The sequence below is a fragment of the Haloarcula hispanica ATCC 33960 genome (assembly GCF_000223905.1).
GTDB classification, from domain to species: domain Archaea; phylum Halobacteriota; class Halobacteria; order Halobacteriales; family Haloarculaceae; genus Haloarcula; species Haloarcula hispanica.
Genome location: NC_015948.1, coordinates 569,020 through 585,303, shown reverse-complemented (window position 1 = coordinate 585,303; position 16,284 = coordinate 569,020). Strand labels below are relative to the sequence as shown.

At 65.5% G+C, this 16,284-nt stretch carries 11 protein-coding genes; 5 read left to right on the top strand and 6 right to left on the bottom strand.

What is annotated here, in order from left to right; all coding sequences use genetic code 11:
- The first annotated feature begins 1 nt into the window (after position 1).
- Positions 2–2,518 carry an efflux RND transporter permease subunit gene (locus HAH_RS02980; protein WP_014039576.1) on the top strand — a complete coding sequence of 839 codons (2,517 nt, stop codon included), beginning with the start codon at positions 2–4 and terminating at the stop codon, positions 2,516–2,518.
- 93 nt (positions 2,519–2,611) lie between these two features.
- The gene (locus tag HAH_RS02975) at positions 2,612–4,012 is read left to right on the top strand and encodes a dihydrolipoyl dehydrogenase family protein (protein ID WP_014039575.1); all 1,401 of its coding nucleotides are present in this window, start codon (positions 2,612–2,614) and stop codon (positions 4,010–4,012) included.
- On the opposite strand, the gene HAH_RS02970 is transcribed toward HAH_RS02975, so the two are convergent.
- The 3 genes from HAH_RS02970 to HAH_RS02960 form a co-directional block, all read right to left on the bottom strand.
- The gene (locus tag HAH_RS02970) at positions 4,013–6,010 is read right to left on the bottom strand and encodes a hybrid sensor histidine kinase/response regulator (protein ID WP_014039574.1); all 1,998 of its coding nucleotides are present in this window, start codon (positions 6,008–6,010) and stop codon (positions 4,013–4,015) included.
- 86 nt (positions 6,011–6,096) lie between these two features.
- The gene (locus tag HAH_RS02965; RefSeq protein ID WP_014039573.1) at positions 6,097–6,825 is read right to left on the bottom strand and encodes a 5-formyltetrahydrofolate cyclo-ligase; all 729 of its coding nucleotides are present in this window, start codon (positions 6,823–6,825) and stop codon (positions 6,097–6,099) included.
- 4 nt (positions 6,826–6,829) lie between these two features.
- Entirely contained in the window at positions 6,830–7,924 is a 1,095-nt protein-coding gene (locus tag HAH_RS02960) for a PGF-CTERM-anchored ABC transporter substrate-binding protein (protein ID WP_023843131.1), read from the bottom strand.
- A 58-nt stretch (positions 7,925–7,982) separates the two neighbouring features.
- Between HAH_RS02960 and btuC the strand changes: the two genes are divergently transcribed.
- From btuC to HAH_RS02945, 3 genes are all read left to right on the top strand, one after another.
- Complete coding sequence (gene btuC / locus HAH_RS02955; protein WP_014039571.1) at positions 7,983–9,053, top strand: vitamin B12 ABC transporter permease BtuC; 1,071 nt, start codon at positions 7,983–7,985, stop codon at positions 9,051–9,053.
- Positions 9,054–9,106: 53 nt separating this feature from the next.
- Positions 9,107–10,321 (top strand): ATP-binding cassette domain-containing protein, encoded by a 1,215-nt coding sequence (locus tag HAH_RS02950; protein WP_014039570.1) that lies wholly within the window; start codon positions 9,107–9,109, stop codon positions 10,319–10,321.
- Between the two features lie 70 nt (positions 10,322–10,391).
- Complete coding sequence (locus tag HAH_RS02945; RefSeq protein ID WP_014039569.1) at positions 10,392–12,854, top strand: DEAD/DEAH box helicase; 2,463 nt, start codon at positions 10,392–10,394, stop codon at positions 12,852–12,854.
- 26 nt (positions 12,855–12,880) lie between these two features.
- On the opposite strand, the gene HAH_RS02940 is transcribed toward HAH_RS02945, so the two are convergent.
- From HAH_RS02940 to HAH_RS02930, 3 genes are all read right to left on the bottom strand, one after another.
- Positions 12,881–14,068: a sensor histidine kinase gene (locus HAH_RS02940; protein ID WP_014039568.1), complete on the bottom strand. Its 1,188-nt coding sequence runs from the start codon at positions 14,066–14,068 to the stop codon at positions 12,881–12,883.
- Positions 14,069–14,202: 134 nt separating this feature from the next.
- The gene (locus tag HAH_RS02935) at positions 14,203–15,303 is read right to left on the bottom strand and encodes an AI-2E family transporter (protein WP_014039567.1); all 1,101 of its coding nucleotides are present in this window, start codon (positions 15,301–15,303) and stop codon (positions 14,203–14,205) included.
- A gap of 88 nt (positions 15,304–15,391) precedes the next feature.
- Positions 15,392–16,267, bottom strand: coding sequence for a mechanosensitive ion channel family protein (locus HAH_RS02930; RefSeq protein WP_014039566.1), 876 nt, complete (start codon positions 16,265–16,267; stop codon positions 15,392–15,394).
- Positions 16,268–16,284: the final 17 nt, after the last annotated feature.

Here is a 16,284-nt window from a genome sequence, read left to right as displayed (position 1 = left end):
CATGGACTACCAGCGCTACATCGATTGGGCGGACGACCGAATCGTCCACGATTCACGGAAGGTGGTGCTCCTCTTCCTGATCGTGACGGTGGTCTTCAGCGCCGGCCTCGGGAGCGTCTCGACCAACTCCGGGACGTCACAGTTTACGACCGGGCTTCCGGCCGAGGAGGCACTGCAGGAGGTCAACGACAAGTTCTCGCCGACCTTCTCGCCGGATACAGGGAGCACACAGCTCATCCAGCAGGAGAACAACGTGCTCTCGAAGCCGGCGCTGCTCCGGATGCTCAGGTCACAGCATCGGCTGGAACAGCACGGAGCACTCCGTGTCACGTCGACCGCAAGCGCCGCCAGCATTGTCGCCCAGCAGCTAGACCCGGAAGCGACGACGACTGAACAACAGATCTACGCTGTCGAATCAGCGACGCCGGGTGAGATCGATTCCGCTGTCGGGCGCGCGGCCGAGCAGAGCCCCCGGTTCAAATCGTTACTGAGCAAGGATTTTAACCGCAAAGCCGCCTCGGCGTCGGCGACCATCGGGGTCGTCACGCACGAGGTCCCGGCCGGAATCTCCTCCGGGTCAGGCCAGGGCGGTTCGAGTCCGCTGACGAGCATCCAGAAACAGGCCGGGTTCACTGTCTCCAGCGCTGACCACGGTGGCATCACCCTGTTCGGCAGCGGTATCGTCGCAGACGAGTTCTCGAACGTCGTCGGCGACTCGCTCATCCTGACCGTACCCGCGGCAGTGCTGTTCATCCTGTTTTTCCTGACGATTGCCTACCGCGACCTCGCGGACATGGCGCTTGGCCTGCTCGCGCTGTTTATGGCCGTCGTCTGGACGTTCGGCTTCATGGGGCTTGCCGGTATCCCCTTCTCGCAGATGCTCATCGCCGTGCCACCGCTGTTGCTGGCGGTCGGGATCGACTTCGGTATTCACGCCGTCAACCGGTATCGCGAGGAGCGCGAGACCGGGGCGTCCATCCAGAAGTCGATGCGAATCACGACCGACCAGTTGCTTGTCGCCTTCTTCATCGTTACCGGGACGACAGTCATCGGGTTCGCCGCGAACCTCACCAGCGCGCTGCCGCCGATTCAGGACTTCGGCTACGTGGCCTCTGTCGGTATCACCTTCACGTTCCTCATCTTCGGGGTGTTCCTGCCCGCCGCGAAGGTGGAGCTGGACCGGCTCAGACAGTCCTACCCCATCCCGACGTTCAGCGAGACGCCGCTGGGTGCAGAGGATTCCGCACTCAGTGACGTGTTGCGCGGCGGCGTCGTCATCGCGAACCGCGCCCCGATCATCTTCCTCGTTCTCATCCTCGTGTCCACGGTCGGCGCCAGCTACTACGCCACCGGCGTCTCGACGTCGTTCAGTCAGGAGGACTTCCTGCCGCCCGAGGAGAACCCGGACTTCGTCGAGGCCCTGCCGGAGCCGTTCGCCCCGAGCGAATACACCGTAACGGAGGTGACGAACTTCCTCGATGAGCGATTCGACACGACCCAGTCCAGTCAGGCGACGGTGTACGTAGAGGGGCCAATGCGGAACGATGCGGCGCTCGAACAGATGTATCGGGCGGGTAACAACCCGCCGGACTCGTTTGTCCGCGAGGACGGGCGCGCCGATTCGACATCCATCGTGACAGTCATTCAGGACCAGGCGGAACGCGACCCCGAGTTCCGTCGGATGGTCGAGCGCAACGACCAGAACGACAACGGCGTCCCGGACGATAACCTCGAAGAGATCTACGAGTATCTGCTCGACTCGCCGGCCCGTAGTACGGCGCTAGAGTACATCACCGAGGACTACCGGAGCGCGCGTGTCGTCTACACAGTCGAATCGGACGCAACCGACGCAGAGGTGACCGCCGATACAAGAAACGTTGCCGACGACTTCCGGTACGAGGCGACGGCAACCGGCTCGGTCGTCGTGTTCCAGGCCGTCTCGGACCTGATTCTGGAGTCCGCAATCCAGTCCCTGGCGATTGCGCTTATCGGCGCGTCAGTGTTTCTGGTCCTCATCTACAATATGCTGGAGGGGCGGCCGTCGCTCGGTCTCGTGAACATCATCCCCGTCGTCGTCACAGTGGCGTGGCTCGGCGGGACAATGCGGCTGCTCAGCATCCCGTTCAACGCGCTCACAGCGACGATGCTGGCGATAACTATCGGGCTGGGGGTCGACTACTCGGTCCACGTCACCCACCGGTTCGCCGACGAGTTCGACGAAAACGACCTCGAAACGGCGCTGGACCGGACCGTCCGCGGGACCGGCGGTGCGCTGTTTGGCAGTATGCTCACCACGACGTTCGGCATCGGTGTGCTCGGCCTGGCTGTGTTCCCTGCGATCGGCCAGTTCGGCATTCTGACAGCGTTATCAATCGGGTACGCCTTCCTCGCGTCCCTCCTAGTGATTCCCTCCGCCCTCGTCGTCTGGGACCGGGTGTTCAACGTTGACTGGTCGGTTCGTGGCCTACTCGGGTTCGGGCGGTCGCGTCCGCCCGCGCCCGTCGAAGGCGACGATTGAGTCCGCGGCCCTGGCGGCAGAACTACCGCCGGTCGTGTTCGAGCAAAACACGCCACTGAAGCCTTTATTTGCTGGCATCGTCCTAGCACTGGTATGACTCACGTCGTTATTATCGGCGCGTATGGGAGTGCCGGGGCCGCAGTCGCCGGCGACCTCGTCGAGGAGGAAGACATCGAACTCACGCTCGTCGACAACGGCGAGCCCGGCGGCGGCCTCTGTATTCTTCGTGGCTGTATGCCGTCCAAGGAAGTCCTCTCGGCGGGAGCCCACCGCTTCCAGGCGCGCCACGACGAACGGCTCGTCGGTGACGTGCCCGAGGTTGACCTGGAAGCCGTCGTCGAGCGCAAGGACGACCATGTACTCGACTGGGCCGGCCACCGGCGGGACTCCATCCACGAGATGGCCGAGCGCGACGACGTGACGTTCATCCACGACACTGCCACGTTCGTCGACGAGCACACGGTCCGGGCCGGCGGCGAGGAGCACGAGGCCGACTACGTCGTCATCGCGACCGGGTCCAGCGTGAACGTCCCGGACACGCCCGGCATCGACGAAGTCGACTTCATGACCAGCGACCAAGTGCTCGACGCCACGGAGTTCCCCGACTCCGGCATCGTGATGGGCTTCGGATACATCGGGATGGAGATGGTCCCGTATCTGGCGGAGGCTGGCGGGATGGAACTCACCGTCATCGAGCACGACGACCGGCCAATTGACGAAGGCGACCCCGAGTTCGGCGACGCGGCACTCGACATCTACGAGGACAACTGGGACGTGACCATCCCGACAAACTGCTACGAGCAGGAACTCGAAGAGACCGAGGACGGCGGCGTCCGCCTCACCGTCGAGTACGACGACGGGGGCGAGGAGACGTTCGAGGCCGACCAGCTGTTCCTCTTCACCGGCCGCCGGCCGACTGTCAACGGTTTGGGCCTGGAGAACACGTCCGTCTCGGTCGAGGGCGACTGGGCAAAGGATACGATGCAGACCCGCGACGCCGACCACATCTACGCCGTCGGCGATGTCAACGGCAAGGAGCCGATTCTCCACGTCGCCAAGGAGCAGGGCTTCACCGCGGCCGAGAACATCGTCCGGCAGGAGGCCGGGGGCTCGCTCAAGGACTACCGGAACGTCCACCACCACGTCATCTTCTCCGGGCTGGGGGTCTACCCGTTCGCCCGCGTCGGCCACAACGAGGAGACGGCGAAAGAGGCTGGCTACGACGTCGTCACGGCGACGCGACAGGCCAGCGACGACGGCGTGTTCAAATCGAAGGACGTGCCCGAGGGGCTGGCGAAGCTCGTCGTCGACGCCGACGACGGGACAGTGCTCGGCTGGCAGGGGATGCACTACCACGCGGACAGCTTCGCCAAGGCGTTCCAGATTATCGTCGAGCTGGGACTCGACGTGCGTGACCTGCCGGACCGGGCCTACCACCCGACGCTCCCCGAAAACGTCGACGGCCTCATCCGGGACTGCGTCGACCAGCTGTAGTCACTCGACCTGAATACCGGTCACGTCGAAGCGCGCGCCGCCGTCCTCGCTTTCCGAGACGGTGATCCGAGCGCCGTGCGCGTCGACGATCTCGGAGACGATGGCCAGCCCGAACCCGGTCCCGTCGTCGCTCGTGGTGTAGCCGCGTTCGAACACCTCGTCGCGCTCGTCCTCGGGAATACCAGGGCCGTCGTCGGCGACGTAGAAGCCCCGTCCGTCCGAGAGCGTCCCGACCCGGACGGTCACATGTTCGTCGCTGTCGCTGTCGTCGGCCCCCGTCAGACTGTGCCCGTGTTCCACGCTGTCGTCGGACTCCGTCCGACTGCTTGTGGAACCATGTTCCACACTGTTTCGGAAGAGGTTCTCGAACAGTTGCTGGAGGCGGGTCTGGTCGCCCGTGATTCGCACGTCCGTGTCGCGCCGTTCCAGCGTCGCGTCCGAACTCTCGACGGTGTCCCAGGCGGCCGTGATGATATCGTCTAACGACGCTTCGGTCGCGTCGATGACCTTGTGGCCGCCACGGGCGAGCGCGAGCACGTCGTCGATGAGTTCGTCCATCCGTTCGAGCGACCGCCGGAGCGCCTCGACGTGCTCCGGGTCCCCGTCGTACGCCTCTTCGACGAGCGTGAGCCGGCCGAACGCGACGTTGAGCGGGTTCCGGAGGTCGTGGCTGACGACGCTGGCGAACTCTTCTAGACGATTTCGCTCGCGTGTGAGTTCCTGCTCGCGCCGTTCGCGCTCCTGTTCGTAGCTGACCCAGTTCCCCATCAACTCCACGAGCGTGACTTCCCACTCCGAAAAGGAATCGCGGGGCTCCGTGCCGTAGAAGCAGAACGTGCCGTACACCGAGCCGTCGACGACAACGGGCGTTCCGAGGTAACAGGAGACGCCCATCTCGGTGTAGCCCGCTCTGTCGGTCAGTTCTGGCCGGTCTTCAGCGATATCAGCGAGCACCAGCGTCTTCTCCTCGACGACGGCCCGCTCGCAGTTCGTCGCGTCCAGCGGGACTGCATCGCCCGCCTCGATGGCCCCCGTCCGGTCGCGAACGATTTCGAAGACGTACATGTCGCCATCGATGCGCGAGAGGGCGGCCGTTTCGGTCCCGAGGGCGTGCTGCCCGATTTCGAGCAGGCGCTCGACCTTGTCCTCGAAATCGAGGTCCTTGCGGGAGATGACCCGGTAAATCTCTCGGAGCGTCCGCTCTCTGCCCCTGATCTCCTTCTCGTGCTTGTGGCGCTCAGTGATATCGCGGAAGTACACCGAAATCCCGGTTGGCGACGGATAGACGGACACCTCGAACCACGTCTGCAGCGGTTCGAAGTACGCCTCGAAGGAGGTTGGCTCCTGCTGTGTCATCGCCTGCCGGTACTGCTTGCTGAACTCCGTTCCTTCCAGGGACGGAATCGCCTCCCAGATGTTCCGTCCCAGCAGGTCAGTGGTATCTCCGTCAACGTCCATCGCACGGCCGATGACACGTCTGCCGCGTTCGTTGGCATACGTGAACTCCCAGTCCTCGTTGAGCGCGAAGAACGCGTCCGTCATCCGGTCGAGAATGTCCGCCTCCTCCTGAGAGCGGGCGACGGCCGAAGTGATCCGCTGTCGGAGCAGTTCCGTCTGCTCCGAAAGCGGCGTTTTCGTCACGTAGTCTGTGACGCCGGCAGAGATAGCGTTGCTGGCCACGCTCTCGTCGCCGTCGTCAGTGAAGAGCAGAAACGGGAGGTCGAACGACTGGTCCCGGACGGCCCGTAACAGTTCGATGCCGTCTCGGTCCGGGAGTCGGTACTCGCTAACGACGCAGTCGTACGACGCGTCTTCGAGGGTTTTGAGCGCGTCGTCCGCCGTCTCACACACCGTTACAGTGAATTCATCGGTGCTACCGCTCAGCGTCTCCTTGACCGCCGTGATATCGTCACATTCCGAGTCGACGTAGAGGACGCGTAGCCGCCCAGCAGGTCCATCGACCCCGTGACGGTTCGACGTGGCCACGGGCGTATCCATATGCGTCCCAAGGCATGTGGGGCTAAAGTTGTACCGCCGGTAAGCTTTCATTACCAGGGTTCTACCCCGCGATAGCGGCTGAGAGGTCAGTCGGGCCGGCGGGTCGAAAGTACCGGTATCTCGTCGATGCGGTCCGTCGAAAGCGCATCCCAATCGACGCCCGCTGGTGTCGTGTGCGTGGTCTCCGTCTCGACAGTTCGCTCCGGCGTCACGACCCAATCCATCGGCACGTCGTGGTCGTCGACGGGAACAGAGGTGTCGACGGCACCCCCGGGACCCCCCACAATCTGGAGTTCGTGGACCGTCGTCACGACTGGCGTCGTCTCGTCGACCAGCCCCAGTTCCCGGAGGACGGCGTATTCGAGGTCGCTGTACCCCTCGCCCTTTCCGATACGAGCGCCGTCCTCGGTGACCGCGACTGAGCCCGACACCACGAGGTCGACGCTCCCGACCGCCTCGGGGCCGACCTGTCGTGCGTGGTCCGCGACGTTCGAGATCGCCGGTGCCGCCTCGATGTTGTCGAGTTCGTCGGGGTCGAGTTCGTAGAAGCACCGCTCGTCCCGGAGCCGAGGAACGGCCATATATACCGTCTTGCCGGCCCGAAGCGCCGCCCGTCGGACCGGGAGCTGTGGCGAGTCCGGGTTCGCCTTCACCATCTCGGCGGCGTCCCAGACCGCCGTCTCGGTCAGGCGCTGTGCAGCCTCGCTTGCGCCCTCGAAGTTCGGAATCCGGTCGTGGGGCGGGAACGGGAACCGGGCGATACCCTGCTCTTCCAGCGCGTCCCAGACCGTTTCGCGGATAGTTTGCTTGTCCATGGCGCTACGGCCTCCGGCGTGAGAGCGTGCTGACGAGGGCGAGTACTGCGAGAAGCGCCCCGACGGCGGTGAATCCGGGACCGCTGGCGTCGGTCGTGGGCTGGTCAGTGCTCGGCGTGTGGTCCGCGGGCGTGGGCTCGCTCGTCTGGGTCACTGCCGGCGTCACAGCCGACCGGGGAACGTAGCTGTCGGCGTCGTAGCGGTCCGGATAGAGCTGTGCGGTGGCGTTGTGCGCGAACGAGACCACGCTCCGTGGGGCGGGCTGATTGATGTTCCGAGCCCGGGCAGAAACCGTCGAGTTAGTCTCGCCCGCGGTCGTACTGGCGTAGGGCTCGGTCTCCGCGATGTTCGCCGTGTTCTCGGTGACAAAGAGCACGTCCGGATCGAACCGGAGGATGACTTCGTCGCTGAGCTGTGGGTACTGGGTGTGGTTGCGGGCCGCGACGTTCTCCGCGCCCGCGAGTTCGATGAGCGACGTGACGAAGGTATTGTTCGCCGCCACGTACCCCCCGCCAAGCGGGTACAGCGCAGTCGGTCGGTCTTCGGCGTCCGCGGTGACCTGCCGAACGGCGTCGACGTTCGCGTCCATCCAAGCGTTCGCTTCGCTCGCACCCTCGCAGTTACCAGTCAGTCGACCGATGGTCGCCGTCTTTGCTCGAATGTCCTCAATAGTTGTCGCGGCGGGGAGGTGATACACCGTGAGCCCGGCCTGCCGAAGCGGGGCCACATCACCGGCGCTGGCGTTCGGTGCAATCACCAGGTCCGGGTTCGTACCGACGACGCGCTCAACGTTGACACCGAAGCTCGCGGAGACGTTCGTTCGGCTCTCAGCACCGTCGAGATAGCTCGCGTACTGGGTGAGCCCGACCACCTGGGAGCGGCCGTCGATCTCCCACATCGTCTGGGCGGCCGAGGGATTGGTCGTCGTGACCCGTTCCGGGCGCTCCTCGATAGTGACCTCGGTCCCGGTCGCGTCGGTCATCGTGACCGGGAACGAGCAGTCGTCCGCCTGCGTGTCGGCTGTTGCTGCGGCCGAAGTCACACCTGCGGACGAGCCCACGAGCAAGGCAAAGACGCAGACGAGAGAAAGTCGTCGCATGCTCTAGGCGGGTGTCAGGAGCAATAAATACTTATCTACTGCAACTGGGCTTTCATACATGCGTTTCGCGGGTCGGACTGTCGGGTGGTCGGCGGGGCTCGTCGCCGTCCTCTGTGCCGTGGTGACGACGAGCGCCGGTATCGGCCCGGTGTGGATTCCACCCGAAATCGTCGGGAAAGTGCTGCTCAACGCCGTCGTCGTCCCGACTGGCATCTCGGTTTCCGGCCCTGCCGTCGACGTGACTACGGCCCATGTGTTTTCTTACGCCGTGAGCGACCTCCAGACACAGATTGTGATGCAGGTCCGGCTCCCCCGGATACTGCTGGGCGCGGTCGTCGGCTTCTCGCTCGCCGCCGCGGGGACGATCATGCAGGGGATCTTCCGGAACCCGATGGCCGACCCCTCTATTATCGGCGTCTCCTCCGGCGCGGCGGTCGGCGCGGTCGGCTTCATCGTCACGCCGGTCGTGATCCCGTTCGGACTCGGCCTCCGCGGCGCGGCCTTCGTGGGTGCGCTGGTCGCGGCCTTCGGCGTCTATCTCATCGCGACGCGGAACGGCCGCACGCCGGTCGCGACGCTGTTGCTGGCCGGCGTGGCGATACAGACGTTTCTGGGCGCTGTCGTCTCCTTCCTGTTGCTCCACAGCGGCGAGAGCATCCGCCGGGCGCTGTACTGGCTGATGGGCCATCTCAAGGGCGCGTCGTGGCCTGAAGTGACCAGCAGCGTCGTGCTCGTCGCCGTCCCGTTCGTCGTGTTGCTCGCGTACGCACGCGACCTGAACGTCATGCTACTCGGCGAGGAGGACGCTCAGAGCCTCGGTATCGAAGTCGAACGGACCAAGCGGGTCCTGCTCGCGCTGTCGGCGGTCATCACGGCGGCGGGTGTCGCCGTCGCCGGCATCGTCGGCTTCGTCGGCCTCATCGTCCCCCATGTGATGCGGCTGCTCGTCGGGCCGGACCACCGGATACTGCTCCCGACGGCGGCGCTCGCCGGCGCGTCGTTCCTCGTCGCGACGGACACGCTAGCACGCTCGGGCAGCGCCGAGGTCCCAGTCGGCATCGTCACCGCCGTCCTCGGCGCGCCGTTCTTCCTGTACTTGCTCCGGAAGCGGGAGGTGCACGAGCTGTGAGCGGGCCGGCTACATCGAACGGTGGGGACCCGGGACGGGACCGCTCCGGGCCGATGCTCGACGTGTCCGACCTCGCGGTGTCCTTCGGCGACCAGTCTGTCGTCTCGGGCGTCGAGTTCAGCGTCGACCGCGGGTCGCTCGTCGGTCTCGTCGGTCCCAACGGCGCGGGCAAGACGACCGTCCTGCGGACGGTGAAAGGGACGCTCGACCCGGACGCCGGCACAGTCCGTGTCGACGGCGAACCCATCCACAGGAAGTCCGCGAAGGAAGTGAGCCGCCTCGTCGCGAGCACGCCACAGGGCACTGCGCTGTCGTTCGACTTCAGCGTCAGGCAGACCGTTGAGATGGGCCGGACACCGCATCTCGGCCGGTTCGACCGAATGGACGAGAGCGACCGGAACGCCGTCGAAACAGCGATGGAGCGTGCGAGCGTCACCCAGTTCGCCGACCGGCCGTTCACCTCGCTCTCGGGCGGCGAGCGCCAGCGGGTCCTCCTCGCTCGGGCGCTTGCACAGGAGACACCGGCCCTCCTGCTCGACGAACCGACGGCGAGCCTCGACATCAACCACGCCGTCCGCACGCTCGAACTGGTCCGAGCGCTCGTCGACGACGGGAAGACGGCCGTCGCCGCGATTCACGACCTCAACCTGGCCGCGCGGTACTGCGACGAACTGGTGTTGCTCGCCGGCGGCGGGGTCCGCGCCGCGGGCCGCCCCGCGGACGTGCTCACGAGCGACACGCTCCGTGACGCTTTCGACGCGGAGACGCTGGTGACGACCCAGCCCGGCACCGACGCGCCGCTCGTGACCCCGCTGGCCGAACAAGAGTCGGTCGCCCGTCGCGTCCACGTCGTCGGGACCGGCACGCCAGCGGCTGCCGCCGTCTCGAAGCTCGTCGGGGCCGGCTGTCGGGTCAGCATCGGCGTCGTCCCCGCCGGTGACACAGCTGCCGAGCGGGCCGCCGATCTCGACTGCGAGGCGGTCACGGTCCCGGCCTTCGCCGGCACCGACGACGCGGCACGCCAGCGCGCCGCCGACCTCGCCGCTGCGGCCGATGCCGTCGTGATAGCGGGCGAAACCGGTGACGGAAACAGTGCGGTTATTGAGGCAGGTAGCCCCCGTCTCGCCGTCGAGACAGACGAGAGCGCCTACACCAGCAACGGTCACGACACCGTGCCGCTGGCTGCGCTCCCTGCGGCAGTCGCGTCCCTGCCGTCCGCGGCGGAGCCCGACGCGACACCGCCACTCAATCAGTCGACCACTGACTGAGTCCACCGCCAGCCGAGCCAGTTCCGGCAGAAACAGCAACACCGATACCTCTCGTCCACGTATACGGCCTGTGGACGATACGATTTCGTGGCTCCGGGACCGGCCGTACTACGAGGGACAGATCGTCGACCAGCGGACGGTACCCGGTCGGGACGCACGGACCGCGGACTGCGAGATTGCGGACCGCCTCGCTGGCGTCCTCGAAGATCAAAGCATCACCGACCTCTACACCCATCAGGTGGACGCTATCGAGGCGGTCCGCGGCGGCGAGAACGTCGTCCTCGCGACCGAGACGGCAAGCGGCAAGAGCCTCGCCTACACCGTGCCGGCCTTCGAGCGGGCGCTGGACCGCCGGGCGACGACGCTGTACGTCGCGCCACAGGTCGCGCTCATCAACGACCAGACCGAGACGCTGTCGGAACTCGCGCAGGGGCTGGGCTTCGCCTCCGGGGTCTCCGTCGCCCAGTACACCGGCCGGCAGTCGAAGTCGGAGAAGGAGGCCATCCGGGAGCGCCAGCCCACCGTGTTGCTGACCACGCCGGACATGCTCCACTACGGCATCCTCCCCCACGCCCACCGGCTGTGGGACTGGTTCTTCCAGCGGCTCGAAACCGTCGTCGTCGACGAGGTCCACGGCTACCGCGGCGTGTTCGGCAGCCACGTCTCGCTGGTGATGCGCCGCCTCCAGCGCATCGCCGAGCGGTTCGACGCCGGCGGCGATAGCAGCGAAAGCAACGGCAGAAGGGGCGACAGCGCAACAGCGGGCGGCCCTGAGTGGGTCTGCTGCTCGGCGACCATCGGCAATCCGGTCGAACACGCGGCGGCCGTCACCGGCCAGCCCGAGCCGTCGTTCGCACTGGTCGACGAGGACGCGAGCGCCAGCGGGCCGCGGCACTGGCTGCTGTGGAATCCGCCGGAGTACGAGGGCGACGGCTGGGGGAGCGGCCGCCGGAAGTCCAATCACGTCGAGACGAAACAGCTGTTCGTCGACCTCGTCGAGCGGGGCCTCCAGACGGTCGTCTTCGCCGGGTCGCGCCAGACGGCCGAACGGTACGCCAGCGACAGCGCGGACGAACTCCGGAGCCGCGGCGAGCACGCCCTCGCCGACAGCGTCGGCGCGTACCAGGCCGCACTGACCGACGACCGACGGCGCGAACTGGAGCAGGGCCTCCAATCTGGCGACCTGCGGGGCGTCTGGTCGACCAGCGCGCTCGAACTGGGCGTCGACGTGGGCGGCTTAGACGCCGTGTTGCTGGACGGCTACCCCGGGACGCGGATGCGGGCTTTCCAGCAGGCCGGGCGGGCCGGTCGCGGCACGGACCCCGCCCTGGTCGCGCTCGTCGGCGGCGAGGACCAGCTAGATCAGTACGTCCTGCGCAACCCCGACGCGCTGTTCGAGACGGGAGCCGAGCAGGCCGTGACAAACCCCGAAAACGAGCAACTGCTTCCGAATCACGTCCACGCGGCCGCCTGCGAGAACTGGCTCTCGCCGGACGACGACCGCCACTTCGGCGAGCCGTTCCCCGACGTGGTCGCGGACCTCGAATCGGCCGGGAAGCTCGACCGCCGCCAGACCGATCAGGGGATGCGCTGGCTCGGCAAGGGTAGTCCACACCACGAGATGAACCTGCGGACCGTCGACGACGGCGAGGTGAAACTGGTGGCGAAGGGTGACGTGATAGCCAAACTCTCCGTCGAGGACGCATTGCGGGACGCCCACCCCGGCGCGATTTACCACCATCAGGGCCGGCGCTACGAGGTGACGGACCTCGACCTCAACGCGGGTGTGGCAGAACTCGACCGGACGTGGGCCGACTACTTCACCCGCGTCCTGCACGACAAGACCATCACCGTCGAGGCGGACCTGGCGGAGCGGCGACTGCCGACCCGCGAGGACGTGCCGGTCCGGTTCGCGTCGGTGACGATGCGCAAGCAGATCACCGGCTACGAGCGCCGCGACGGCTCCTCCGGAGAGGTGCTGGGACAGCGACTGCTGGATCTGCCCGAGACCACGCTGGAGACGAAGGCGCTGTACCATACGGTGCCATCGGACATAGAAAGCGAGATTCGGCAGGGTGCGTACGGAGCCGAAAGCGACTCCGGTGGCGGGAGCGAGAGCGGAAGCGGTGGCGGGGGCGGCGGTCAACACGGCGATGCAGCGACCGACGGCGGCAGCGAACCCGGTGACTTCCCGGGATCCATCCACGCCGCCGAGCACGCCATGATTTCGATGTTCCCCTTCGAGTACCTCTGTGACCGTGGCGACATCGGCGGGCTGTCGACGCCGCGTCATCCCCACACCGGCGAGCCGACCATCTTCATCTACGACGGCTACCCCGGCGGCATCGGTCTGACGCGGGCCGGCTACCACGACATCGGGCCGCTGATGGACACCACGCTGTCGATGCTGACTTCGTGTGACTGCGCCGACGGCTGTCCGGCCTGCGTGCAGTCGCCCCACTGCGGGAATGCAAACGACCCACTGGACAAACACGGCGCGATACATCTACTGGACGGGCTGGTAGAGCAGTAGCGTGACCGCCCGGTGGAAAAACCGCCTCAGGCGTCGCCCGCTGCCTTCCGCAGCGTGACTCCGACTACCGTCCCCGTCGGCTCGTTGTCTTCGACCCACACGTCACCGCCGTACGCGTCGACCAGCGTTCGGACGAGGTAGAGGCCGACCCCGGTACCGTCACTGTCCAGGCGTTTCTCCCCGCGCTCGAACACCGCCTGTTTCTGCTCGTCCGGGATTCCCGGTCCGTCGTCGGCGACAGTGACGTGGACCACGTCGCCATCGTCGATCACGTCGATGACGACCGACGGCACTGCCGAGTCGTTGTGCTGGATGGCGTTGGTGAGGACGTTCCGAAACACAGAGGACAGGAGTTCGTCGGCCCGCACCCGTACCGACGGGGACTCGTCCGGGACAGTGACCTGTGCGTCGCTGTACGTCGCTGCGATATCCTCGGACACCGAGGACAGTACTGGTCCGAGGGCGACCGGCTCGGTCTCCCAGTCCGTCTGTCGCATTACCGTCGCAAGGTTTCCAGCCGTTTCGAGCAGTTCCGCGGCTGCCTGGCTACTTTCCTGAATACCGTCGGCGTGTTCCAGGGCGTCACCGCTACACTGGTCCCGGAGCAGTTCCGCCCGGCCGCTGATGGTCTGCAGGTGGTTCGTAAGGTCGTGACGAACGATCTGGTTCAAGAGATCGAGGTTGTCACGCTGCCGTTTCAGCTCCCGCTCGCGCTCGATCCGTTCGAGGGTCGAGAGCACGTTCTTCCCGAGGATGTCGGCCAACTGCGTCTCCCGCTCGGTCGGTTCGGCTCGTTCATCCGTCCCGGCTGTCAAGAGCCCGTACTCCGGGAGTGGAACGGAGATACAGCCGTGAAGGGGTGCATCGGACGCCGCTTTCTCTTCATCAACGAGGACCCGCTGTGTCTCGTCACTCTCGTAATGGTCCCACAGCCAACTCCCGCGTTCGTGTCGCATTCTCCGTCCCGGCTCGGCCGGGACCTCGACGTGCTCTCGAAGCGGCTCAGAGATCGCCTCGGCTTTGAGTCCGCTGTCAGTGGCCTCCCAGAAGACACTGAACGGGAAGTCGAGAATCGCTGTCGCAGTCTCGACTGCGATAGTCGCGACTTCGGACCGGTTCTCGGCTGTCATCAGCCGGCGTGTCGCCGCGTACAGCTCCCCGATCTGGTCCTCCGGAGTCGCCTGATAGCAGGGGGAGTCGGAGTTTGACCCCATTTTTACTCATTTACTTTGTCCTGAATATAAATGTTCGTCAAGGCCTGTGACACGGACACACCCCACCTGGCCGTCGATGCTCGTCCGTTCGGAAGCCCCGTTCGCGTTCGACTCCCCGTTATCGGCCACGAGGGCTAGCTGAAGTCTTCAAGACGTAACTGGTCGGGGTGGAGACCGTCCGGTTCGCTCGCGCCGAGCAGACGAGGCAGGGCCGTGTTCGCAAACGTCATGCCGACGACGAGCAGTATGGGGGCGAAGAACAGACCGTAGAAGCCCAGCACGACGGGGCCAAGCGTGTACGCGAGCATCAGGAGCCCGACGTGCGTGCTCTCGCCGCTGAGAAGTGGCCGAAGCAGCAGGTCCGGGATCGTGTCGACGACGACCACCGCGACGAGGAGGAACCCGAGCACGTACGCGAGCAGCGAAGACTGCCCGTCGAGCACCACCGGGAGCGCGGTGAAACCGGTCAACGGGAGGTAGATTATTTTCATCCCAACGACAGGAATCAAGCTCGCGATACCGGTCAGCGCGCCGGCGAGCGTCGGATACGGGACCTCGACAGCCGCCGGCGCTATGACGTTATAGCCGGTGAACGCGGCGATAGCGATGAGCGAAATCGCCAACACGTTCAGGAGATTGCCGAACAGTACCGCTTCCAGTTCCTCGTCGACAGCTTCGAGGTACTCGCGGATGATGGCCCCGTCATCGAACCGGAGCAACCACTCACGAATGCGCCGCCCGTCCACCAGAAGGTAGTACGTGACGATGGTCGTGATGAACAGATTGAGGACGAACTGGGAGGCGACCGAGGTAAGCACCATCGCGTTCTCGCTGAGAAAGTCGACGAACGGTGAGAGCTGTCCCGACTGGTAGGCGCTGTACAGCCCCTCGACGGTGAGGTCCGGCACGGACTCCGCGCCGTCGAGCCAACTGACGTGCGTCGCGGCCACGTCAACGAGCGCGTACTGGGTGACGAACTGCCGGGCTTCGACAATGAGGAGGACGGCCGCATAGCTGACGAGCAATAGGAGCGGAATCGCCAGCGATGCCATGACCACGACCGCACGCACTCGCGCCGGAAGGCGGAGTCTGCGCAAAGAACTGTAGTACCGTCGCGTCGAATAATAGAGGAACACGGAGACAGTCAACGCCGCGATAAACTGATATGCGAGTACGCCGACCACCACCGCGACAGCGAGGCCGAAGAGGGCGACGACGAAGCGCTTCTCGTCCATATACGTACCAGCTTATGAACAGTTATAAACATACGGGCGCAGGGAACCTCACAGACAACATGGGGCCGGACACGGTCCCAATCGGTGGCTACTCGGTTCGCTCGCGCACCGGCCCGATGCTGTCGTGGACGCCGATGTTGCCGGAGAGTTCGTGCTGGCTCGTGTCGCTGAGGTCGATACCCTCAGCGCGGCAATCCTCCTGGACCTGCTGGATGAAGTCCGATCTGACCGATGCGAGGCGGTTCCGCCGTTCGTTAGGGATCCAGATCCGGCCTGTCAAGATGACCGCCGTCGACGCGAGGTCGCTGACTCTGGCCGTCGGTGCCGGTTTCTCCGAGACATGGTCGAGGTCGCGGGCGGCGTTCTCGATAATCGCCCGGACCGTGTCGATGTCGTCGTCGTAGCCGATACCGAACTGATAGGAAACTCCAATTGGACCCGTCGAAGTCTGGTTCGTCACCGCGCTCGTCGCCAGCGTCGTGTTCGGGACGATGATGCGCTCGTTGTCCAACGTCCGAATCCGGGTTACCCGCAAGTCGATGTCGACCACCGTGCCCTGCATCCCGTTCCATGCGATGATGTCACCGACGTTCAGATCCGGGTCGGTCACGATGAACGCCCCGGCGACGAAGTTCCCGAGGACGTCCTGTGCCGCCAACCCCACCGCAAGCGTGATGCCCGCCGCCAGCAGGGTCGACCCCGCGAGCGCGCCCCGGAAGCCCGCGACGCTGGCGCCGATGACCACCGCGAGGATGACCGATATCAGGTGGACAGCGCTGGTCAGCGCGCTGGCGACTGTCTTGTTAGTCTCGGTTCGTGACAGCAGCCATCGAACTGCTGGCACGACGATTAGCCGGCCGATAGCGTAGAGTAGCGCCGCGACAGCGAGGAATTGCGCCCCGTCGGTCGCGAGTTGTCCGTACGCCGAGACGATGTCGGTATCCAGGCCCACCGGGAACTGCATACTGTCTGTCGTAGCCC